General features: G+C 55.7%; 20 protein-coding genes. 10 read left to right on the top strand and 10 right to left on the bottom strand.

Translation table 11 applies throughout. The annotated features are described in order from the left end of the window. Positions 1-208: 208 nt before the first annotated feature. Positions 209-784, bottom strand: coding sequence for a Fe-S biogenesis protein NfuA (gene nfuA / locus FN082_RS13495; protein WP_138359458.1), 576 nt, complete (start codon positions 782-784; stop codon positions 209-211). Positions 785-842: 58 nt separating this feature from the next. Continuing rightward, positions 843-1,517 (bottom strand): DNA utilization protein GntX, encoded by a 675-nt coding sequence (gntX, locus tag FN082_RS13490; protein ID WP_139539077.1) that lies wholly within the window; start codon positions 1,515-1,517, stop codon positions 843-845. 37 nt (positions 1,518-1,554) lie between these two features. On the opposite strand from gntX, the gene bioH reads away from it, so the two are divergent. Beyond that, entirely contained in the window at positions 1,555-2,337 is a 783-nt protein-coding gene (gene bioH, locus FN082_RS13485; protein ID WP_139539078.1) for a pimeloyl-ACP methyl ester esterase BioH, read from the top strand. Positions 2,338-2,446: 109 nt separating this feature from the next. Further along, entirely contained in the window at positions 2,447-2,716 is a 270-nt protein-coding gene (locus FN082_RS13480; protein WP_004106665.1) for a YdgH/BhsA/McbA-like domain containing protein, read from the top strand. Between the two features lie 149 nt (positions 2,717-2,865). Here FN082_RS13480 and feoC read toward each other — a convergent pair whose 3' ends face one another. The 5 genes from feoC to greB form a co-directional block, all read right to left on the bottom strand. After that, positions 2,866-3,102 (bottom strand): [Fe-S]-dependent transcriptional repressor FeoC, encoded by a 237-nt coding sequence (feoC, locus tag FN082_RS13475; protein WP_139539079.1) that lies wholly within the window; start codon positions 3,100-3,102, stop codon positions 2,866-2,868. A 9-nt stretch (positions 3,103-3,111) separates the two neighbouring features. Beyond that, a complete protein-coding gene (gene feoB / locus FN082_RS13470; RefSeq protein ID WP_139539080.1) occupies positions 3,112-5,430 on the bottom strand; it encodes a Fe(2+) transporter permease subunit FeoB in 2,319 nt (772 codons plus the stop codon). 27 nt (positions 5,431-5,457) lie between these two features. After that, entirely contained in the window at positions 5,458-5,685 is a 228-nt protein-coding gene (gene feoA / locus FN082_RS13465; protein WP_142981776.1) for a ferrous iron transporter A, read from the bottom strand. Positions 5,686-6,097: 412 nt separating this feature from the next. Then, positions 6,098-8,431 carry a Tex family protein gene (locus tag FN082_RS13460; protein ID WP_142981775.1) on the bottom strand — a complete coding sequence of 778 codons (2,334 nt, stop codon included), beginning with the start codon at positions 8,429-8,431 and terminating at the stop codon, positions 6,098-6,100. Positions 8,432-8,532: 101 nt separating this feature from the next. Beyond that, the gene (greB, locus tag FN082_RS13455) at positions 8,533-9,006 is read right to left on the bottom strand and encodes a transcription elongation factor GreB (protein ID WP_139539083.1); all 474 of its coding nucleotides are present in this window, start codon (positions 9,004-9,006) and stop codon (positions 8,533-8,535) included. A gap of 237 nt (positions 9,007-9,243) precedes the next feature. On the opposite strand from greB, the gene ompR reads away from it, so the two are divergent. Both ompR and envZ read left to right on the top strand, forming a co-directional pair. Next, positions 9,244-9,963 (top strand): osmolarity response regulator transcription factor OmpR, encoded by a 720-nt coding sequence (ompR, locus tag FN082_RS13450; protein WP_001157751.1) that lies wholly within the window; start codon positions 9,244-9,246, stop codon positions 9,961-9,963. Beyond that, positions 9,960-11,321 (top strand): two-component system sensor histidine kinase EnvZ, encoded by a 1,362-nt coding sequence (gene envZ / locus FN082_RS13445; RefSeq protein WP_142463709.1) that lies wholly within the window; start codon positions 9,960-9,962, stop codon positions 11,319-11,321. The genes ompR and envZ overlap by 4 nt, the downstream gene beginning before the upstream one ends. 160 nt (positions 11,322-11,481) lie before the next feature. Here the strand turns inward: envZ and FN082_RS13440 are convergent, their stop codons facing one another. After that, positions 11,482-12,753: an acid phosphatase gene (locus FN082_RS13440; protein WP_142981773.1), complete on the bottom strand. Its 1,272-nt coding sequence runs from the start codon at positions 12,751-12,753 to the stop codon at positions 11,482-11,484. 193 nt (positions 12,754-12,946) lie between these two features. Here FN082_RS13440 and FN082_RS13435 point away from each other — a divergent pair, with 193 nt between their 5' ends. Continuing rightward, positions 12,947-13,789, top strand: a complete 843-nt coding sequence (locus FN082_RS13435; protein ID WP_142463711.1) for a 23S rRNA (adenine(2030)-N(6))-methyltransferase RlmJ — start codon at positions 12,947-12,949, stop codon at positions 13,787-13,789. 71 nt (positions 13,790-13,860) lie between these two features. After that, positions 13,861-15,213 carry a glutathione-disulfide reductase gene (gorA, locus tag FN082_RS13430; RefSeq protein WP_139539087.1) on the top strand — a complete coding sequence of 451 codons (1,353 nt, stop codon included), beginning with the start codon at positions 13,861-13,863 and terminating at the stop codon, positions 15,211-15,213. A 50-nt stretch (positions 15,214-15,263) separates the two neighbouring features. Here gorA and FN082_RS13425 read toward each other — a convergent pair whose 3' ends face one another. Continuing rightward, a complete protein-coding gene (locus FN082_RS13425) occupies positions 15,264-15,887 on the bottom strand; it encodes a glutathione S-transferase family protein (RefSeq protein WP_139539678.1) in 624 nt (207 codons plus the stop codon). A gap of 120 nt (positions 15,888-16,007) precedes the next feature. Here FN082_RS13425 and FN082_RS13420 point away from each other — a divergent pair, with 120 nt between their 5' ends. From FN082_RS13420 to FN082_RS13405, 4 genes are all read left to right on the top strand, one after another. Beyond that, positions 16,008-17,156 carry an iron-containing alcohol dehydrogenase gene (locus tag FN082_RS13420; RefSeq protein ID WP_142981772.1) on the top strand — a complete coding sequence of 383 codons (1,149 nt, stop codon included), beginning with the start codon at positions 16,008-16,010 and terminating at the stop codon, positions 17,154-17,156. 266 nt (positions 17,157-17,422) lie between these two features. Beyond that, complete coding sequence (locus FN082_RS13415; RefSeq protein ID WP_142981770.1) at positions 17,423-19,075, top strand: alpha,alpha-trehalase; 1,653 nt, start codon at positions 17,423-17,425, stop codon at positions 19,073-19,075. A gap of 68 nt (positions 19,076-19,143) precedes the next feature. Then, complete coding sequence (locus FN082_RS13410) at positions 19,144-19,692, top strand: GNAT family N-acetyltransferase (RefSeq protein ID WP_139539681.1); 549 nt, start codon at positions 19,144-19,146, stop codon at positions 19,690-19,692. Between the two features lie 52 nt (positions 19,693-19,744). Then, positions 19,745-20,173 (top strand): lysozyme, encoded by a 429-nt coding sequence (locus tag FN082_RS13405; protein ID WP_139539682.1) that lies wholly within the window; start codon positions 19,745-19,747, stop codon positions 20,171-20,173. Here FN082_RS13405 and FN082_RS13400 read toward each other — a convergent pair. Further along, positions 20,170-20,778 (bottom strand): response regulator transcription factor, encoded by a 609-nt coding sequence (locus FN082_RS13400; protein WP_139539683.1) that lies wholly within the window; start codon positions 20,776-20,778, stop codon positions 20,170-20,172. The two genes, FN082_RS13405 and FN082_RS13400, sit on opposite strands and share 4 nt — an antisense overlap. Between the last annotated feature and the right edge of the window lie 321 nt (positions 20,779-21,099).

The raw sequence follows: 21,099 nt of genomic DNA, 5'->3' as shown, positions 1-21,099 counted from the left end.
AGCTGGCTATTTTTTTGTCTGTGGCGTCTGACATGAATGATACGGGTAACATGCCGTGATTGAGAATATCCTTAAGAGAGGAAATTTCAAATATGAGACTTAAGTCATACTCTTTCCCGGGTTTTTGCCGGGTTGCTTTGCGGGGAATTTTGTGCGGTAACATAAGAAGAGCGGCCCGACAGCGATACGGCTGCCGGGCGGAGGAGAACTAGTAGTAGGAGTGTTCGCCGCGCTGGTGTTCGGTCAGATCGCGAACGCCTTTCAGTTCAGGGAATTCGTTCAGCAACTGCTTTTCGATCCCCTCTTTCAGGGTAACATCGACCATAGAGCAGCCGTTACAGCCGCCGCCAAACTGCAGAATCGCCAGGCCATCTTCGGTGATTTCCATCAGCGAAACCCGACCGCCATGACCGGCCAGCTGCGGGTTAATCTGCGATTGCAGCAAATATTCGACGCGCTCCATCAGCGGCGCGTCGTCAGAAACTTTGCGCATCTTGGCATTTGGCGCTTTCAGCGTCAGCTGAGAGCCTAACTGGTCGGTAACAAAATCGATTTCAGCGTCTTCCAGGTACGGCGCGCTAAGTTCATCGACATAAGCGGTGAGTTGCTCAAACTTCAGCGCAGTATCGGAATCCTCCACCGCATCCGGTGGACAGTAGGAAACACCGCACTCGGCGTTTGGGGTGCCGGGATTGATCACAAATACGCGAATTTGTGTCCCTTCTTCCTGATTTGCCAGCAGTTTGGCAAAGTGCGCTTGTGCAGCATCGGAAATACGGATCATAGCGTTGGCCTAATAGTTGACTATTTTACTGGGTTATAATACGCCCATCAGCAGGGGTCTACAAGGTACGGCATATACACCATACCTGAACCGTCGCGGCACCGTTTCGCAAAAGCAGGCGGGATAGCTCGGCGACGGTGCTTCCGGTTGTGACGACATCATCCACAATGGCGATATGGTGGCCTTGTACCGACAATTCAAGCCGGAAGGCGTTTTTCAGGTTCTGTTTGCGCAATCTGGCGCTGAGCTGGTGCTGGGTGGCGGTACGACGCAGTCGGGTCAACGCATTGCTGCGCCAGTCACAGCCCATCCAGCGGGCCAACGGACGGCACAGCAGGTCGCTCTGATTAAACCCCCTCTTCCACTGGCGGCGCTGCCAGAGAGGTACGCTAATAATCCGATCCGGACGAGGAAGCTCCCGGCTCTGGTATATACGCAACAGCAGTAAACGCGCCAGCGCCGGAGCCAGCTCAGGCCGCTTATTGAATTTCAGCTGATGAATCAGGCCGCTCAGCGGCGGTCGATAATCATTCACCGCCACCAGCCGCTGCCACGGCGGCGGTTTTTGCAGGCACCGCCCGCAGGGCAACAGGCTTGCCTGTGCGGGCAGACCACACTGCGGGCAAAGCGGTACGGACGCCAGCAGCGCCGACGCGCATCGCGAGCAGATCCCCCAGCGGGCAATGGCCAGCGGCATTTGGCATAGCCAGCATAAGCTGTGTGCTGTTAGCATATTTCCCCTCATATTGGTGGAAAGAGAACAGTAGCTGATGAAAGAGATCTGGTGGCAGACCATGGGCGAAGGAAATTGTCATCTTGTGCTGCTGCACGGATGGGGGCTGAATGCCCAAGTGTGGGATTGCATCACGCCGGAACTGGCCTCGCATTTTACACTGCACCTCGTCGACCTGCCGGGCTATGGCCGCAGCGGCGGCTTTGGCGCTCTGTCGCTGGAAGAGATGGCGCAGTTGGTGCTGGATAACGCCCCGGAGCGGGCAATCTGGCTCGGCTGGAGCCTTGGCGGGCTGGTGGCAAGCCAGATAGCATTAACTCACCCCGAACGCGTTCAGGCGCTGGTCACCGTCGCCTCTTCCCCCTGTTTTAGCGCTCACGACAGCTGGCCCGGCATCAAGCCCGAGGTGCTGAGCGGATTCCAGCAGCAACTGAGCGAAGATTTTCAACGCACCGTCGAGCGCTTTCTGGCGCTGCAAACCATGGGAACCGAGAGCGCGCGTCAGGATGCCAGAACGCTGAAAAGCACGGTGCTGTCGCTACCGATACCATCGCCGGAAGTCTTAAACGGCGGGCTGGAAATCCTTAAAACCGCTGATTTACGCCAGCCGTTAACCACCCTCAATATGCCTTTTTTGCGTATCTATGGTCGGCTGGACGGTCTGGTGCCGCGGAAAATCATCCCGGTTCTCGACGCCCTGTGGCCTGATAGTGAGTCAATCGTCTTCGATAAAGCCGCCCATGCGCCGTTTATTTCTCATCCGCAGGCGTTTTGCGCACCGCTGGTAGAGCTGAAGGCTCAGGTCAGTAAATATTTTTAGCGGGACATGGTAAAAACGCAGGGTGCAGCAATACTTAGGTTGTTGCGGTGGTTGACTATTTCACGTCTCCCCGCGACCTAAAAAAACAACCTAATGGAGAGTAGAGGCTATGAAACTTGTTACAGGAATTGTTGCATCTCTGGTGATTGGCTCCCTGTCCTTCGGCGCATTCGCCGCCAAGGAAATTCAAAAAGATGAAGTGGCTAAGATGAACCTGACCAAAATCGGTTCCATTACCACCTCAAGAACGACTTCACCGATGGATGCGAAGCGCGATCTGTCGAAAAAAGCAGATGAGCTGGGCGGCACCTATTTTGTGGTGATTGCGGGCGAGAAGAACGAAAAAACGGTTCACGCTAACGCGGACGTCTACAAATAAGCCAGAAAGCGGGTCTCAGGACCCGCTTGCAGCCCAGGGCCCGGAGGCGGCGCGTTGCGCCTGTCCGGGCTACCAGACCTAAAACCGCACAAACTCGTAGCCCGGACAGATGCGCAGCATCGCCTCCGGGAAAAGCGCAGGGATACTTCTCAGCGCAGCGACCACCACTCCCGCAGGCAGGCTTTGCCTTCCGGGCAGCTTTTGCAACTGCCGGAAAGACAGCCATCGGCATCTTCGGTCACTTTTACCGCTTTACCCATCGCTTCCAGGCGGCTCAACATGGCGTCGATCAGCGGCTGCGGTGTATGCAGACGAGCGCTTAGCTGCGTTGCCTCCATCCTCCCCTGCAGGGCCAGCATATCGCGAACTTCAATTAACGACGCCATCATCGCTCCTTAGTGGCAATCGCCAGCTGGACTCTGACAGCAGGACGACGGCGTTTTGCGCGTCGCCAGCAGCGAGACGTCCACCCGGCTACGCGCTCTGCGCAGCAGACCAAAGACCACGAGATTAAACAGCACCACTGCCAGAATGCACACCAGGCTATAGCGCGGATGCTGACTGAAGCTGACGGTCTGGTAGTACAGCGTAGAGAGCGAATAGGCGATATTCAGGCCCCACAGAATAGAGAAAGACATCCAGCCGCGGCTCGACTCGCGGGCAATCGCCCCCATGACCGAAATGCAGGGAATATAGAGCAGAACGAAAATCAGGTAGCTGTACGCCGCAGCGGCGCTGCCGAATTTACTGCCCATCACGCCCATCGCGCCGGTTTCCATTTCACCATCGCCTTTGCTGGCCTCAATGGGGTTCGCCAGTACGCTCAGGCTGAAGGTGTCTTTCAGGCTCTGCCAGGTTTCATCCACCGCCGCCAGCAGTTCATCACCAAGGTTAAACGCCTGCGGATTAAACTCTTCATTCTGAATATCTTCGGCGGTGTAGAGCGTGTTCAGCGTACCGACCACCACTTCCTTCGCCATCGCGCCGGTAAACAGGCCAACGGTCGCCTGCCAGTTATCTTCATGTACGCCAATCGGCTTAAATACTGGAGTAATCACGCGGCTAACCGATGCCAGCGCCGAGTCGTTGATGTTATCGACGATCTTACCGCTCAGCGAGAAGCTGTTCAGCGCACTGAGGAAGATGCTGACGATGACGATAACTTTACCCGCCCGCAGTACAAAGCCTTTCAGGCGCTGCCAGGTCTGGATAACCAGGCTCTTTACGTGAGGAACGTGATACACCGGCAGCTCCATCACAAACGGCGAAGCTTCGCCGCGCATAATGGTGTATTTCAGCATCAGGCCGGTCGCAATCGCCATCACAATCCCCAACACATACAGTGAAAAGACTGCCAGTGCGCCGTTCTGGCCGAAGAAGGCAGCAGCAAAGACGGCAAAGATCGCCAGCCGCGCGCCGCAGGACATAAACGGCGCCATCATGATGGTCATCAGGCGTTCGCGAGGGGCATCAAGAGTACGCGCCCCCATCACCGACGGTACGTTGCAGCCGAACCCGACGATGAGCGGCACGAAGGATTTCCCCGGCAGGCCCAGCGCCTGCATCAGGCGGTCCATCACAAACGCCGCCCGCGCCATATAGCCGGAGTCTTCAAGGAAAGAGAGGAACAGGTACATCATACCGATCTGCGGTACCAGCGGCAGCACGGTATTGATACCGCCGCCAATCCCCTGAGCGAGGAAAACCGTCAACCAGTCCGGGAAATGCAGCGTATAGCCAATCCACTGAATGCCGTGGATAAAGATAGCGACGGAACCGGCGTCAAAGATAGGCTGCAGCGCGCCGCCGATGTTGATCGCCAGTAAGAACATCAGATACATGACGAACAGGAACACCGGCAGCCCGAGGAAACGGTTGAGAATCACTTTATCCATCGCTGCGGTAAAACGGCTGGGCTCGGCGGTCAGGGTATTGCTGACGGCATCGCAAATCGCAGCAATGCTTTGATAACGGGCATCGGCGATATGCAGCGCCGGGTCGTCCAGCTCTTCGCTCAGATGCGCCAGGGCTATATCAAGTTTGTCGGCAGCATCGCCGGCGTAGGCGCGACTATAAATGTCCCCCTCCAGCATCTGCATTCCCAACCAATGACGCTGGCGCTGCGGGATATCCGCGGCCATAACCTGCGCCAGCTTGTCCGCTTCGCGCAGCAACGGCTGCGGATAGTGCACCAGTTCGATGGACTGGTTCTGCTGATGGCGGTCGATAGCCATTTTTAAGGCTTCGATACCACGACCGCGCGTGGAAACCAGCGGGATCACCGGGCACCCGAGGCGAGCAGCCAGAGCATCGACATCAATGCGGATTTTCTGCTTTTCCGCAATATCGAGCATATTCAGCGCGACCACGCAGGGAATGCCTAACTCCAGCAATTGCAGAGTCAGATAGAGGTTACGCTCCAGATTGGATGCGTCGACCACGTTAATCAGCATGTCAGCATCGCCGCTGAGAATATAGTGGCAGGCAATCTGCTCATCCAGCGACGTTTGCGAGGAAATGGTGGTCAGTGAATAGGTGCCGGGAAGGTCAACCAGCGTGACCTGATGATCGGTGGTGTTGAAACCACCCTCTTTACGCTCAACGGTCACCCCCGCCCAGTTCCCGACGCGCTGGCGCGCACCGGTGAGCTGGTTGAATAACGTTGTCTTACCGGAATTAGGATTACCAATTAAACCAATGGTTAATTTTTTCATATTCATGCTCTTAGTGCCGGTCAGGCATTATTGTGCAACCACTTCCAGCTCAATTAACGCAAGGTCCTTTTTACGTAATACCAGGCTAACGCGTCGGGTTTCAATATGAATAGGGTCGCCAAGCGGCGCCACGCGAACCACATTAAATGAAGAACCCGGCAGCATACCAAGGGAAAGCAGCTTCTGCCGATACGCCGGACTAATATCGCGGGAAAAACCAGTGATTTTCCACGTACTATCAGGAGTGAATTGCATAGGACCTACTTGTATATCGCTAACCGAAAGAGAATTTTCCGTATGCACGGCAGATGCCGCGCCAGGGACCATAGCCAACGAAGAATAATAAATACTCACTGAGAATAATGATAATGAGAATAGTTTTTATCATCAATACATATAATGCGGTCGAATCTTTTTTTAAACAGAAAATTGAGCTTTTGTTGATGTTGAGCAAACTCTATTTTGTAACAGCCGCAGAGATAATAATTATTCTTAATTACTTAATGTTTAATTAAGGTTTCGTTGGTTAACGAAATGAAAATAATAATCTCACTGGGCCTAATTCGCGCTTATTAAGAGATTATGAGAAAATACTGATGATTGTTTGCGCAATATGGCGAATGTCTGAAGAGAAGCAGCCCCTCAGGTAAGAGGGGCCGGAAAGAAATTAGCGTTTTTTACCCATTGCCGCCGCCAGCGCGTCCATCATCGCGCTGTTGCCCGCAGGCTGTGCGTCACGACCGCGAGGTTTAGCCGCTTTCGCCGCCGGGCGATTGCCCTGAGGGCGATCGTTACCGCCACCGCCCCGGCGCGCGTTGCTATCGCCAGGCTGTTCGTCCAGGCGCATAGTCAGCGCGATGCGCTTACGCGGCATGTCAACTTCCATCACTTTGACCTTCACGATATCGCCCGCTTTGACTACCGTGTGCGGGTCTTCAACGAACTTATTCGACAGAGAAGAGATGTGCACCAGGCCGTCCTGGTGAACGCCAATATCAACAAAGGCGCCGAAGTTGGTGACGTTGGTAACCGCGCCTTCGAGGATCATTCCTGGCAGCAGATCGTTCATGGTCTCCACGCCGTCGGCGAACTGGGCGGTTTTGAACTCAGGACGCGGATCGCGGCCCGGTTTTTCCAGCTCTTTGATGATGTCGGAAACCGTCGGCACGCCAAATTTATCATCGGTGAAATCGACGGCTTTCAGGTTTCGCAACTCGCTGCTGTTGCCCATCAGATCTTTCAACGCCTGCTGAGTCGCCGCCAGAATGCGTTCCACCACAGGATACGCTTCCGGGTGCACCGTTGAGGCGTCCAGCGGGTTGTCGCCGTGGTTGATACGCAGGAAGCCCGCGCACTGTTCGAAGGCTTTTGGCCCCAGACGGCTGACTTTCAGCAGCTGCTGGCGGTTCTGGAACTGGCCGTTCTCATCGCGCCAGGAGACGATATTCTGCGCCATCATGCGGGTCAGACCGGCAACCCGGGTGAGCAGCGGAACGGAAGCCGTGTTCAGATCGACGCCAACGGCGTTCACGCAGTCTTCCACTACCGCGTCCAGCTTACGCGCCAGTTGGGTCTGGCTGACATCGTGCTGATACTGGCCAACGCCGATAGATTTCGGATCGATTTTTACCAGCTCGGCCAGCGGATCCTGGAGACGACGCGCGATAGAGACCGCGCCGCGCAGGGAAACATCGAGGTCCGGAAACTCCAGCGCCGCCAGTTCGGAGGCGGAATAAACGGACGCGCCCGCTTCGCTGACAATCACCTTCTGCGCGGTGACTTTCGGGAACTGTTTCTGTACATCGAGGAAGAAACGCTCGGTTTCACGCGAAGCGGTACCGTTGCCGATAGCCACCAGCTCAACGTTGTATTTTTCACACAGCGCAGCCACCGCCACTGCGGCTTTTGCGGCCTGCCCGGTATGCGGGTAAATGGTATCGGTGGCGACCAGTTTGCCGGTACCGTCAACGACGGCAACTTTCACCCCGGTACGCAGACCCGGATCGAGGCCCATCGTCGCGCGTAGCCCGGCCGGAGCGGCCATCAGCAGGTCATGCAGGTTGCGAGCGAAAACGTTAATGGCTTCGTCTTCGGCGCGCTCGCGCACGGTGCCCATCAGCTCGGTTTCGAGGTGCATCAGCACCTTGATACGCCATGTCCAGCTCACAACGCCTTTACGCCAGCTGTCTGCCGGAGCGTTATTCAAGCGCAGGCCGAGGTGGTCGATAATAATTTGCTCGCCGTGGCTCTCTTTCGGCGGCTCATCGAACTGCGGGTCGGCGTTTAAAGAGAGCTGCAGTACGCCTTCGTTGCGGCCGCGGAACATCGCCAACGCGCGGTGCGACGGCACGGTAGAGATCGGTTCGTGGTGATCGAAGTAGTCGCGGAATTTCGCCCCTTCCTCTTCTTTGCCGCTAACAACGGTCGCGACCAGATGCGCATTTTTCCACAGATAGTCACGCACTTTTGCCAGCAGGCTGGCGTCTTCAGCGAAGCGTTCCATCAGGATATAGCGTGCACCGTCGAGCGCGGCTTTGCTATCCGCAACGCCTTTATCAGCGTCGATATATTTAGCGGCTTCGGTTTCCGGATCGTGGGACGGCTCGTTCCACAGCAGCTCGGCCAGCGGCTCCAGCCCCGCTTCAATGGCGATTTGCCCGCGGGTGCGGCGCTTCGGTTTATACGGCAGATAGAGGTCTTCGAGCTCGGTCTTACTCAACGTCCCGTTGATGGCTTTTTCCAGCGCCTCGGTCAGTTTGCCCTGCTCGCCGATGGACTTAAGAATTGCCTGGCGGCGATCTTCGAGTTCACGCAGATAACCCAGGCGGGTTTCCAGATTACGCAACTGCGTGTCATCCAGACCGCCGGTGACTTCTTTACGATAGCGTGCGATAAACGGCACGGTGTTCCCTTCATCAAGCAGGCGAACGGCAGCTTCTACCTGTTCAGCCCTGGCCTGAAGTTCACCCGCAATAATGCGGCAGAGCGAATCATTCATCATCGGTTTAGTTCATCTTTAGGATCAAAAATCAGGGGGATAGTTATACGGACTGGCACGGTAAAATGCCAGCCACGACCAAAGCCTCTCGGAATGTTCCAGGCTTATTTCATGTATTCAATCTCATTCACATACCAGGCGGCTTCCCCCGCAGGTGTGTTAACGATAGCCAGGTCGCCGACCTCTTTTTTCAGCAGCGCGCGCGCCATGGGCGAGTCGATAGAGATGTAGTCGTTGCGCCCGAAGATTTCATCGTAGCCGACGATGCGAAAGCGCTTGGTATCACCATCATCGTTTTCAATCTCCACCCACGCGCCGAAGAACACTTTGCCTTCCTGCTGCGGGGAGTAATCAACGATTTTCAGATGCTCAAGGCATTTGGTCAGGTAGCGCACCCGGCGGTCGATTTCGCGCAGGCGTTTTTTGTTGTACTGATAATCGGCGTTTTCGCTGCGGTCGCCGAGGCTTGCAGCCCAGGTCACTTTCTTCGTGACTTCCGGGCGCTCTTCGCGCCACAGGTAATCCATCTCTTTTTTTAGTTTTTCATACCCTTCACGGGTGATCAGCGGCGTTTTCATCGAAGATTCCGGCTCCTGATTGCAGATCTTTGTGCAATGCTGCGCACAATTCGTCGCACGTAATAATACCAACAGGATAAATAATGTGTCTTATGCTTAAATGTATACTTAAGCTGCTGTTAAATATGCTTTGTAACAATTTAGCCTGGAATATATACCAGATTTCGCTGGTGAGCGACCCGGGCTTTTTTGAGAATACGCACTGACAATTGCAGTGAACCTTTGGGAGTATAAACAATGCAAGAGAATTATAAGATTCTGGTTGTCGATGACGACATGCGCCTGCGTGCGCTACTCGAACGTTATCTGACCGAGCAGGGCTTCCAGGTTCGAAGCGTGGCGAACGCTGAACAGATGGACAGGCTGCTGACTCGTGAATCCTTCCACCTGATGGTGCTGGATCTCATGCTGCCTGGCGAAGATGGCCTGTCCATCTGCCGCCGCCTGCGCAGTCAGAGCAACCCGATGCCGATCATCATGGTAACGGCGAAAGGGGAAGAGGTTGACCGTATCGTAGGCCTGGAAATCGGCGCCGACGACTACATCCCGAAACCGTTCAACCCGCGTGAACTGCTGGCCCGTATCCGCGCCGTGCTGCGCCGTCAGGCCAATGAATTGCCGGGCGCGCCTTCGCAGGAAGAAGCGGTTATCGCCTTTGGTAAATTCAAACTGAACCTCGGTACTCGCGAGATGTTCCGTGAAGATGAGCCAATGCCGCTGACCAGCGGTGAATTTGCGGTACTGAAAGCGCTGGTGAGTCACCCGCGTGAACCGCTGTCCCGCGATAAGCTGATGAACCTCGCCCGCGGCCGTGAATATTCGGCAATGGAGCGCTCCATCGACGTTCAAATCTCCCGCCTGCGCCGTATGGTGGAAGAAGATCCGGCGCATCCGCGCTATATCCAGACCGTTTGGGGTCTGGGCTACGTCTTCGTCCCGGACGGTTCTAAGGCATGAAACGCGTGCGTTTTTCGCCGCGAAGCTCGTTTGCCCGCACCCTGTTACTGATCGTCACCCTGCTGTTCGCCAGCCTGGTGACGACCTATTTAGTGGTGCTGAATTTCGCGATCCTGCCAAGTCTTCAGCAGTTTAATAAAGTTCTGGCCTACGAAGTTCGTATGCTGATGACCGATAAACTGCAGCTGGAAGACGGCACCCAGCTGGTGGTGCCACCGGCGTTTCGCCGCGAAATTTATCGCGAGCTGGGCATTTCGCTCTATTCCAACGAAGCGGCGGAAGACGCAGGCCTGCGCTGGGCGCAGCATTATGAATTCTTAAGTCAGCAGATGGCGCACCAGCTCGGCGGGCCCACCGAAGTGCGGGTAGAGGTCAACAAAAGCTCCCCCGTGGTGTGGCTGAAAACCTGGCTCTCCCCCAATATCTGGGTGCGCGTACCGCTGACTGAAATCCATCAGGGCGATTTTTCGCCGCTGTTCCGCTACACCCTGGCGATTATGCTGCTGGCCATCGGCGGCGCCTGGCTCTTTATTCGCATTCAGAACCGACCACTGGTCGACCTGGAGCACGCGGCGCTTCAGGTCGGGCGGGGCATTATTCCTCCACCGCTGCGCGAATACGGCGCATCGGAAGTACGTTCGGTAACCCGCGCGTTTAACCATATGGCGGCAGGCGTGAAGCAGCTGGCGGACGATCGTACGCTGCTGATGGCCGGGGTAAGCCACGATTTGCGTACTCCGCTAACGCGTATTCGTCTGGCAACGGAGATGATGAGCGAAGAGGACGGCTACCTCGCCGAGTCGATTAATAAAGACATCGAAGAGTGCAACGCCATTATCGAGCAGTTTATCGACTACCTGCGCACCGGCCAGGAGATGCCGATGGAGCTGGTGGATCTTAACGCAGTGCTCGGCGAAGTTATCGCCGCAGAGAGCGGGTACGAGCGGGAAATTGCTACCGATTTGCAGGACGGAGAGATCCCGCTGCGCATTCATCCGCTGTCCATTAAGCGCGCGCTAGCCAATATGGTGGTCAACGCCGCCCGCTACGGCAATGGCTGGATTAAAGTCAGCAGCGGCAGTGAAGGAAATCGGGCCTGGTTCCAGGTCGAAGACGATGGTCCGGGAATTAAACCGGAGCAGCGTGAGCATCTTTTCCAGCCGTTTGTACGCGGCGATAGCGCCCGTACGATCAGCGGAACCGGTCTTGGGCTGGCTATCGTTCAGCGTATTATCGATAACCACAACGGCAAGCTGGAGCTAGGTTCCAGCGAACGCGGCGGGCTATTGATTCGCGCATGGCTACCGGTACCGATGACTCGCGCCCTGCCTGCGGTAAAACCGACGAAAGAGAGCTAAATCTGACAACCTGCTCTTGCTTCTTCCCGGTGGCGCTGCGGCTTCCCGAGCTACGGATTCACCGCCGTCTGCGGGCCGGTAGCCCGGACAGGTGCGCCAGCACCGCCTCCGGGTACGCTATTCAGCGGTTTTGTAGACGCAAGCCGCCGCCCCGTTATTTTTAATGAGCCTTAGCCGCCATCTGGTATGCCGCTGGCAGATTCAGCCGCTGCCAGAACTGCTGGTCACCGGTCTCACCCGACAGCGGATACCCTGCAGGAAGAGCCGTTTTAACCATCAACGCTCGGCGCTGCGCGGCGGACAAATTCGGCAGCGCCGCTTCCAGTAACACTTCAGCCCCTTCTGGCACCTTCAGACCCTGTTTTTCGCCTTTCTGCTGCGGCAGGCTGTAGGTCATGGTGAAGCGATAAAACTCACGCATTGCCGGGTCGCGATACGGGTCATCCTTCGCAGGCACCTTCGCGCATTCCGCCAACGTCATACCGCACTCCTTCTCAAGCGCCGCGCGCAGCTGGTCGCGCGCTTCATTGAACAACGCACGATACTTAGCGTCATTCAGGTAGTGCGCAACGTTACGTTGCGCCACCATCCGCGAGCCCATGACGTCCAGCGGATAATGCACGCCCAGCACAATTCGCGAGTAGCCATAGCGAGCGCCGCGAGTCACCAGCGCATCAAAACGCTCAGGGATCATTTCCGCCATCAGTAGCGCGTCGGTATAGCCGGTATTAGTGTGTCCGCTCGGGAACGAACCGCCGTCTGCGGTATACGGTTTGTTATCTTTTACCACCACATCGTCCGGCACCAGATGGATGGTGTTCCCCTGAATCAGGAACGGGCGCGGGTTATTAAAGTGCTTTTTTGCCGCGCTGGTACTCACTTCGGAAGCTTTAATCAGCGCAGCTGCCTTACTGAGTTCGCCTTTATCGTAGGCGGTCAAAAACGCTTTCCCCAAACGCGGTCCCATCGCATCGCTGAGGAAATAGAGATAGCTGATCCCCTCAGCATCCGCCAGCGCCTGGTGGCGAGAGGTCTGCACGGCATCGCGGTTAATCGCGGTGACCGTTTCCAGGTTTTGCTGTATGACCGCCTTCGGCAACGTGCTGAACGCCGAGAGCAGTTCAATACCCGCCTGCTGGTTGGCTTTAGCCTGGAAATCGTAACCGCTGGCCTTCAGCCACGCTTTATCCGCCTGGGTTTTATTCTGTTTGGCGTGCTCCAGTTGGTCACGAGTGAGGGTTGATGCATCACCTTTCAGCGCGTTACGTAGTTGGGCCAGGCTTTGGCTCTCCACAGCGTCGAATGCCGGACTCGCAGCCGCTGGCGTCACGCCGTTAGCCATCGCCGCCGCCTGATTCAGGGGGACATCTTGTGCCAGAACCGGCAGCGCCAGGATGAGCGCCGATGCCAGAAGCGTGATTTGCAGTTTCATTATTTTCCCTTTATACAAATAGTTACCTTGCCTGCATGCGACGCTAGCGCCCCTGTTTTACGTTTTTATGACACGGTTATGTTTTGCAACGCTTTAACCGCATTTGAAACAGCACGGTGCCGGAGGCGGTAATCCAGGCGGATCTGCGGTAAACTACCGGTTATCTTGTTTACTTCCCGGAATCACCGCATCCATGCTCAGTTATCGCCACAGCTTTCACGCAGGCAACCACGCCGACGTTCTCAAACACACCGTTCAGAGCCTGATCATTGAATCACTGAAAGAGAAAGAAAAACCGTTTCTCTATCTGGACACTCACGCCGGTGCAGGCCGTTATCAACTGAGCAGCGAACACGCTGAGCGTACCGGTGAATATCTCGAAGGTATCGCCCGTATCTGGCAGCAGGATGATCTGCCCGCCGAGCTGGAGCCGTATATCTCCGTCGTGCAGCATTTCAACCGCAGCGGCCAGCTGCGCTACTACCCCGGCTCGCCGCTGATTGCCCGCCAGCTTCTGCGCGAGCAGGACAGCCTGCAGATGACCGAGCTGCACCCAAGCGATTTCCCGTTGCTGCGTTCTGAATTCCAGAAAGATGACCGCGCCCGGGTAGAAAAAGCCGATGGCTACCAGCAGTTAAAGTCGAAGCTACCGCCGGTTTCCCGCCGTGGGCTGGTGCTTATCGACCCGCCTTACGAAATCAAAAGCGATTACCAGGCGGTAGTCACCGGTATTCATGAGGGCTACAAACGCTTTGCCACCGGCACCTACGCGCTGTGGTATCCGGTCGTCCTGCGGGCGCAGATTAAGCGCATGATCAAAGAGTTAGAAGCCACAGGCATTCGCAAAATTCTGCAAATCGAGCTGGCGGTACGCCCGGACAGCGACCAGCGCGGGATGACCGCTTCCGGGATGATCGTCATCAACCCGCCGTGGAAGCTGGAACAGCAAATGAACAACGTGCTGCCGTGGCTGCATAAAACGCTGGTTCCAAGCGGCATCGGCCATGCAACGGTTAGTTGGATCGTGCCTGAGTAATCGCAACCATCGGTGGAACCTTTTACGCCTCGCGCTACAATCGCGGCCATTCAATAATAAGGACCAGAGCCATGACCAAACATTATGACTACATCGCTATCGGCGGCGGCAGCGGCGGCATCGCCTCCATCAACCGTGCGGCAATGTATGGACAGAAGTGCGCGCTGATTGAAGCCAAAGACCTGGGCGGCACCTGCGTGAACGTTGGCTGCGTGCCGAAGAAAGTCATGTGGCATGCGGCGCAGATCCGCGAAGCCATCCATCTGTATGGCCCGGATTACGGTTTTGATGCCACCATCAATAACTTCGACTGGGACAAACTGGTCGCCAGCCGTAGCGCCTACATCGATCGTATCCACACCTCTTACGATAACGTGCTGGGCAAAAACAAGGTCGATGTGATTAAGGGCTTCGCGCGCTTTGTCGATGCGAAAACCGTTGAAGTGAATGGTGAAACCATCACCGCCGATCACATCCTGATCGCCACCGGCGGTCGTCCGAGCCATCCGAATATTCCGGGCGTCGAGTACGGTATTGATTCCGACGGCTTCTTCGAACTGCCGGCGCTGCCGAAGCGCGTTGCGGTGGTTGGCGCAGGCTATATCGCCGTTGAGCTGGCGGGCGTGATTAACGGCCTCGGCGCAGAAACCCACCTGTTTGTGCGTAAACACGCGCCGCTGCGCAGCTTTGATCCGCTAATCGTCGAGACGCTGGTCGAAGTGATGAACGCCGAAGGCCCGCAGCTGCACACTAACTCCATTCCGAAAGCGGTGGTCAAGAATGCCGATGGTAGCCTGACCCTGGAGCTGGAAGATGGCCGCAGCCAGACCGTCGACTGCCTGATTTGGGCGATTGGTCGCGAACCGGCAACCGATAACTTCAACCTGGCCGCGACAGGCGTGAAAACCAACGATAAAGGCTATATCGTCGTCGATAAATTGCAGAATACCAACGTTCCTGGCATCTACGCCGTGGGTGATAATACCGGTGCCGTTGAGCTGACCCCGGTTGCCGTTGCCGCAGGTCGTCGCCTTTCCGAGCGCCTGTTTAACAACAAGCCGGACGAGCATCTGGACTACAGCAACATCCCGACCGTGGTCTTCAGCCATCCGCCGATCGGTACCGTCGGCTTAACTGAGCCGCAGGCACGCGAGCAGTACGGTGATGACGCAGTGAAAGTGTATAAATCCTCTTTCACCGCCATGTATACCGCCGTAACCTCACACCGCCAGCCGTGCCGCATGAAGCTGGTCTGCGTCGGCCCGGAAGAGAAGATTGTCGGCATTCACGGCATCGGCTTCGGTATGGATGAAATGCTGCAGGGCTTCGCGGTGGCGCTGAAAATGGGCGCGACCAAGAAAGACTTCGACAATACCGTGGCGATCCACCCAACGGCAGCGGAAGAGTTTGTGACGATGCGGTAAGGCGTTTACCTGGCATTAAAAAGAAGCTCTCCGGAGCTTCTTTTTTATTTTTACGCCACGCCATTATTCCCATGGCGCTTGAACGCCGAACGCTGATTCAGCGCCATATACCAGCGCTCCACCTCCGCCATTTCCGGGTGGGCGAACGGCGTCATTTTCCAGCGATGCACCGACAGACCAAGAACAATATCCGCAAGGGTAAACTGGCTACCTGTGACCCACGCCCCGGTTTGCTGAAGCTGCGCATTGACAATCTGCACGCAGCGGGTCCAGGCGGCAATGCTCTCTTTGATCGCCGCCGGATCCTGAAAACGGGGATCCTTGCGCACCAGCCCCATAAAGGCGTAGCGCCAGGCATTGTTAAACTCCGTTGCCTGCCAGTCCATCCAGTGCTCTACCTCGGCGGCAGCCTGCGGCGCTGCGGGGAGCAGGTCTTCCCGCCCTGCTTTGCGTGCCAGATAACGACAGATACTGTTCGACTCCCAGAGAACAAAATCGTCATCCAGCAGCACCGGCACCAGGCTATTCGGGTTAAGGGCGCGAAACTCCGGCGTCTCGATTGACTGAAACCCGCTACCGTAATCCTCCTGCTGATACTCCAGCCCTGCTTCCTCGCAGGTCCACAGCACTTTACGCACGTTAATTGATGAGCGCTTGCCCAGTATTTTTATCATTGTCAGCAATTCCTCAACCAAAAGAGATGGTTGTTTCACAATACTCCAACAGCAACGGGTGTACAGCGGGATAATGTGTATAGTGGATTGCAGGATTTTTCTCCAGAACAGGTACCCGACATGTTGACCTCTTTTAACGTTTTAACACCGGGCAATATCCGCTTTGGACGCGGCCTTGCTCGTAGCGCAGCCCCCTGGCTCGCCGGGCACTCTACGCAGATACTGCTGGTTCACGGCGCCAGCCTGCAGCGCGCGGAGTTTTTGTTAACCGAACTTCACGCTCATCGCTTAAACGTCACGACGTTGTCTATCACCCATGAACCCTGCCTGCAGGATATTGAGCGCGGCGTTCGCCTGGCGCAGGAAAACGGCATCGGGGCGATAGTCAGCCTTGGCGGCGGTGCGGTTATTGATGCAGGTAAAGCAATTGCAGCGCTGGTTCCGGTTCAGGGGCCTGCGATTGAATATCTGGAAGTGGTGGGCAACGGGCGAGTGTTAGAAGCCAATCCTCTGCCGTTTGTCGCCATTCCCTCCACCGCCGGTACCGGCGCGGAGGTGACAAAGAACGCGGTCATCAACGTCCCTGAGCAGCAGCGTAAAGTCAGCCTGCGCGATGACCGTATGCTGCCGAACCTGGCGATTGTCGACCCGTCGCTCACCGACAACGCCCCGCGAGCAGTGACGTTAGCTTCCGGTCTCGACGCCATCACCCAGTTGATCGAGCCGTGGCTCTGCACCCGCGCCAATCCCTTTACCGATGCGCTCTGTCGGGAGGCGATCCCACGCGGCATTAAGGCGCTGCGAACGTTGATGGAAAAAGAGTGCCCGGATAGCCGCGATGAGATGGCATGGGTCAGCCTGTGCGGCGGACTGGCGTTAGCCAATGCCGGGCTCGGTGTGATTCACGGCCTCGCTGGCCCACTGGGCGGCCTGAGCAACGCCGCCCACGGTGCGCTTTGCGGCAGCCTGCTCCCCTTCGGCCTTGCGCTAAACGAAAGTCAGATTAGCGACGAAAAACTCCGTCAACGCTTTACTGACGTGCGCCAGTGGCTGGCCACCGGGCTAAATGTTGAACCGGGCAGCGCCTGGGAGAGCCTGCGTGAATGGAGTCAACGCGCTGGTCTGGGCAATCTTCACGATCTCGGCGTACCGCGCGAAGCCCTTGAGCCTGCGGCCCTTGCCGCCAGCAGTTCATCATCGATGAAGGCTAACCCGGTCATGCTAACCAGCGAGCAGTTGCTGGAGATGCTGGAAGCCGCGTGGGAATAGCGGATCATCGTATAAAGCACCACGGAATTTAGATTTTGTTGCAAAACGAAAGATCCGAATTTTTCAGGCAAATACGAAGCGGTTAATCTTCTTTTATAACGGTAGATCAAAAGGTTAAATGTTTTTCCTCGGCTTTACTTTTAAGGATAAAGCGTGATCTACCGCACACTTCTCTTTCCGTATCCCGCTGCGAATGTCTAAGCTTAATAGACAGGTCGGGCGCGCCCGGCATCCTCTATTGACGCAATCCGGAGGTCCGTATCACTATGTTCAGCCAGAAATTACGCAACGTTGATGACGACGAGTTGAGGATCGAAAGCGATCCGTGCTACGAAGCCGATCCGTATGAGTTAAAGCTGGATGAAATGTTCGACGCCGAACCCGAACCGGAGATTATTGAAGGGCTGCCCGCCTCGGATGCCCTGACCCCTGCGGATCGCTATCTGGAACTCTTCGCTCACGTTCAGAAGTCGCGGATTTTCGCCGATAGCAAAACCTTTCCCGACTGCGCGCCAAAGCAGGATCCGCTGGATATTTTGATTCACTACCGCCGCGTAAAACGCACGCCCGGATTCGATTTACGCCAGTTCGTTGAAGACCACTTCTGGCTGCCGGATAGCCGCGCCGAAGACTACGTCTCCGATCCCAATCGATCTCTAAAGGAGCATATCGACAATCTGTGGCCGATCCTGACCCGCGAGCCGCAGGATCATATTCCCTGGTCGTCGCTACTGGCATTGCCGCAATCTTACATTGTCCCCGGCGGACGATTTAGCGAAACCTACTACTGGGACTCCTACTTCACCATGCTGGGGCTGGCGGAAAGCGGCCGCGAAGATCTGCTGAAATGCATGGCCGACAACTTCGCGTGGATGATTGAAATCTACGGCCATATTCCTAACGGTAACCGTACCTACTATCTCAGCCGCTCGCAGCCGCCGGTCTTTGCCCTGATGGTCGAGCTGTTTGAAGAAGATGGCGTTCGCGGCGCCAAACGGTACCTTGACCACCTGCAAATGGAGTACCGCTTCTGGATGGACGGCGCGGAATCGCTGATACCTGACCAGGCCTATCGCCACGTGGTGCGGATGCCGGACGGCTCGCTGCTTAACCGCTACTGGGATGATCGCGATACGCCGCGCGATGAGTCATGGCGGGAAGATGTGGAGACGGCAAAACATTCCGGGCGACCGCCGAACGAAGTTTATCGCGATCTGCGCGCCGGGGCGGAATCCGGTTGGGATTATTCCAGCCGCTGGCTGCGGGATATCACCCGACTGGCGAGCATTCGCACCACCCAGTTTATCCCCATTGATTTGAATGCTTTTCTCTTCAAGCTAGAGAACACCATCGCCAACCTTTCCGGCCTGAAAGGCGACAGAGAGACAGAGGCCGCTTTTCGTCAGAAGGCCAGCGACCGACGCGCGGCGGTGACCCGCTATCTGTGGGATGACGAAAGCGGCTGTTTTCGCGATTACGACTGGCGTCGCCAGCAGCTAGCGCTGTTTTCTGCCGCCAGCATCGTCGCGCTCTATGTCGGCATGGCGACCCATGAACAGGCTGAAAGGCTTGCCGATGCGGTACGCGCCCGCTTGCTCACCCCCGGCGGTATTATGGCCACCGAGTACGAAAGCGGTGAACAGTGGGATAAACCTAACGGCTGGGCGCCGCTTCAGTGGATGGCGGTGCAGGGGTTTAAAATGTACGGCCAGGATCCGCTGGGCGATGAAATAGCCCAAAGCTGGCTGCAAACGGTGAATCATTTCTACCAACGGCACCATAAGCTGATAGAAAAGTACCATATCGCCAGCGCCACTCCGCTTGAGGGCGGGGGCGGTGAATATCCACTCCAGGACGGTTTCGGCTGGACCAACGGAGTGGTGCGTCGGCTTATCGGTCTGTACGGCGAACCGCTTTAAAAGCGGGCTATTCCCGAAGTCGATGTCCTGCTATGTTCATGGCATCGACATTCGCCGGAAGCCCTGACATGCCTGAACTTGTTACTCCACGCCTGCGCTGCTCGCCGCTACAGCTTGATGACTGGCCCTTTTTTCTCTCTTTGCAGCAGGACCCTCAAGTGATGCTTTACATTGCAGATGCCCGCCCGGTAGCTGAAATTCGCGAAGCTTTTGATTCACGGCTTCCGGCATGGTCACCGGGCGCTGCCCACTGGCTGTGCCTGGTGGTGCGCGACCGGCACACCCATGCGCCTCTCGGGCTAACCGGATACCATCATCACGCCCCCGATAGCGCTGAGGCAGGATTTTTATTTGCTCCCCAGGCTCAGGGCAAAGGCTACGGCTATGAATCCCTGCGCGCGCTGTGCGATTACGCCTTCTCGACAGGCGGCATCCGGCGGCTTACGGCAACCGTCACCGCAGGCAATCAGGCGTCCAAAAATCTGCTGCAAAAAGTCGGTTTTTATCAGGAAGGCGAGCTGCGCGAATGCTACTGGCTTAACGGTCGTTGGCACAATGATTGGCTATTTGCTCTGCTGCGCCGCGATTACAACCAGCCTGGGCCATCTGGCGAATAGGGCGCGGTTATCTTTTCCTCTACACTGCAGGCCAGCCAAAGAGGAAGACACAATGTCCCCAACGACACCTTCGCTAAGCCAACAGGGCCTGGATTTTATTAAACGAACCCAGGGATTAGCGCTCGCCCCCTACCGAGACGAGGGCGGCCTGCGCGTGATTGGCTACGGTCATGTTCTTAACGACTATGAAACCTTTAGCCATTTCACACGAGAGGTCGCTGAGACCCTGCTTATCATAGACCTTCTACAATGCCAGCGAGAGCTCCAGCAACATCTCAGAATTCCGCTTAATCAATCACAATATGATGCGCTGGTCTCTTTAGCATTTAACTGTGGCCCGGCATCTCCGGCGCTCAATACCATTCTGACTCACCTTAACCATCAGCGGTTCCCGGAAGCGCTGACCGCATGGGAGAATATCCGCAACGGCCGCCAACAGCGACATGAAGAGTGCACAATATTCAAATCCAGAACAGATTAAGATTCGATGACGCCATTAAACACCATCGCCGCCTGGGTACGATTTTTAACATCCAGTCGGCGATACAACGACTCCAGATGAGCCTTTACCGTCCCTGCGCTAATATTTAGCGTACGGCTAATCTCTTTATTGGAATCTCCCGCGGCCAGAAGCTGCAAAATCTCACGCTGACGCTGGCTCAAATGGACCAATTTATTATCCCGAACTTCCGCCGTCATTAACCAATCGCCCGGCAAACAGAGCAGCCCAAGCAGGATGCTGTTGATCACCTGGGCAAAAGTTTGCAAGCTTTCTTCGCGCTGAACAATCGCCCGCACATTCCAGGGCAGCGCACGCTGCAGCCAGCTCTTATTATCGTCAGAAACGATCAGCAGTACCTGCGTCTGCGGGAATCGTAGCTGCTTTTCTTGCAATAGCCAGCAGCAAAACTCACTGTGCATATCGCCATCCAGAATGAGCAGTGCGTCAGGATGCGCCGTCAGCTTCTGCCAGAGTTGATCAGCCTGACAGGTGCCAAAAATATCAATTTCGGGAATATGTTGCTGTAGGCCAATTTTCATCCCATGAATAAATATAGACTGCCTGTCAAACATGATTACCTGCATGGATATGTCTCCATCTTAAAATGCCCGGTCAAATGAGGGGGAAGGGTAATATCAGCAAGCAAAAATAAGAACTCGCTGTTTGGCCTGGGGCATTTTACCGATAGGAAGGATTAACTAAATATCACAACAATGAATAGTTACATGCCTTATTGACACCATTACTCATTCATAATATTTATTACATTTTAATTAAGAAAATCCTCAACGATCCAGGCGAGTAAATAAATCTATAATATTAATTGTGCTATTTTAAACTAACCCGGAAACGCAGGCGATGGGAAAATAAGGAAAGAATGTTACGGAGTAAGAAAACGCATTAAA

Source organism: Klebsiella spallanzanii (genome assembly GCF_902158555.1).
In the GTDB taxonomy this organism is placed as follows: Bacteria; Pseudomonadota; Gammaproteobacteria; order Enterobacterales; family Enterobacteriaceae; genus Klebsiella; species Klebsiella spallanzanii.
This window is presented reverse-complemented; position numbering and strand designations above follow the sequence as displayed.

What these genes read in the sequence shown, in the direction of transcription:
- nfuA (WP_138359458.1), bottom strand. Translation starts at nt 784, where the DNA reads ATGATCCGTATTTCCGATGCTGCACAAGCGCACTTTGCCAAACTGCTG.
- gntX (WP_139539077.1), bottom strand. Translation starts at nt 1,517, where the DNA reads ATGCTAACAGCACACAGCTTATGCTGGCTATGCCAAATGCCGCTGGCC.
- bioH (WP_139539078.1), top strand. Translation starts at nt 1,555, where the DNA reads ATGAAAGAGATCTGGTGGCAGACCATGGGCGAAGGAAATTGTCATCTT.
- FN082_RS13480 (WP_004106665.1), top strand. Translation starts at nt 2,447, where the DNA reads ATGAAACTTGTTACAGGAATTGTTGCATCTCTGGTGATTGGCTCCCTG.
- feoC (WP_139539079.1), bottom strand. Translation starts at nt 3,102, where the DNA reads ATGGCGTCGTTAATTGAAGTTCGCGATATGCTGGCCCTGCAGGGGAGG.
- feoB (WP_139539080.1), bottom strand. Translation starts at nt 5,430, where the DNA reads ATGAAAAAATTAACCATTGGTTTAATTGGTAATCCTAATTCCGGTAAG.
- feoA (WP_142981776.1), bottom strand. Translation starts at nt 5,685, where the DNA reads ATGCAATTCACTCCTGATAGTACGTGGAAAATCACTGGTTTTTCCCGC.
- FN082_RS13460 (WP_142981775.1), bottom strand. Translation starts at nt 8,431, where the DNA reads ATGATGAATGATTCGCTCTGCCGCATTATTGCGGGTGAACTTCAGGCC.
- greB (WP_139539083.1), bottom strand. Translation starts at nt 9,006, where the DNA reads ATGAAAACGCCGCTGATCACCCGTGAAGGGTATGAAAAACTAAAAAAA.
- ompR (WP_001157751.1), top strand. Translation starts at nt 9,244, where the DNA reads ATGCAAGAGAATTATAAGATTCTGGTTGTCGATGACGACATGCGCCTG.
- envZ (WP_142463709.1), top strand. Translation starts at nt 9,960, where the DNA reads ATGAAACGCGTGCGTTTTTCGCCGCGAAGCTCGTTTGCCCGCACCCTG.
- FN082_RS13440 (WP_142981773.1), bottom strand. Translation starts at nt 12,753, where the DNA reads ATGAAACTGCAAATCACGCTTCTGGCATCGGCGCTCATCCTGGCGCTG.
- FN082_RS13435 (WP_142463711.1), top strand. Translation starts at nt 12,947, where the DNA reads ATGCTCAGTTATCGCCACAGCTTTCACGCAGGCAACCACGCCGACGTT.
- gorA (WP_139539087.1), top strand. Translation starts at nt 13,861, where the DNA reads ATGACCAAACATTATGACTACATCGCTATCGGCGGCGGCAGCGGCGGC.
- FN082_RS13425 (WP_139539678.1), bottom strand. Translation starts at nt 15,887, where the DNA reads ATGATAAAAATACTGGGCAAGCGCTCATCAATTAACGTGCGTAAAGTG.
- FN082_RS13420 (WP_142981772.1), top strand. Translation starts at nt 16,008, where the DNA reads ATGTTGACCTCTTTTAACGTTTTAACACCGGGCAATATCCGCTTTGGA.
- FN082_RS13415 (WP_142981770.1), top strand. Translation starts at nt 17,423, where the DNA reads ATGTTCAGCCAGAAATTACGCAACGTTGATGACGACGAGTTGAGGATC.
- FN082_RS13410 (WP_139539681.1), top strand. Translation starts at nt 19,144, where the DNA reads ATGCCTGAACTTGTTACTCCACGCCTGCGCTGCTCGCCGCTACAGCTT.
- FN082_RS13405 (WP_139539682.1), top strand. Translation starts at nt 19,745, where the DNA reads ATGTCCCCAACGACACCTTCGCTAAGCCAACAGGGCCTGGATTTTATT.
- FN082_RS13400 (WP_139539683.1), bottom strand. Translation starts at nt 20,778, where the DNA reads ATGCAGGTAATCATGTTTGACAGGCAGTCTATATTTATTCATGGGATG.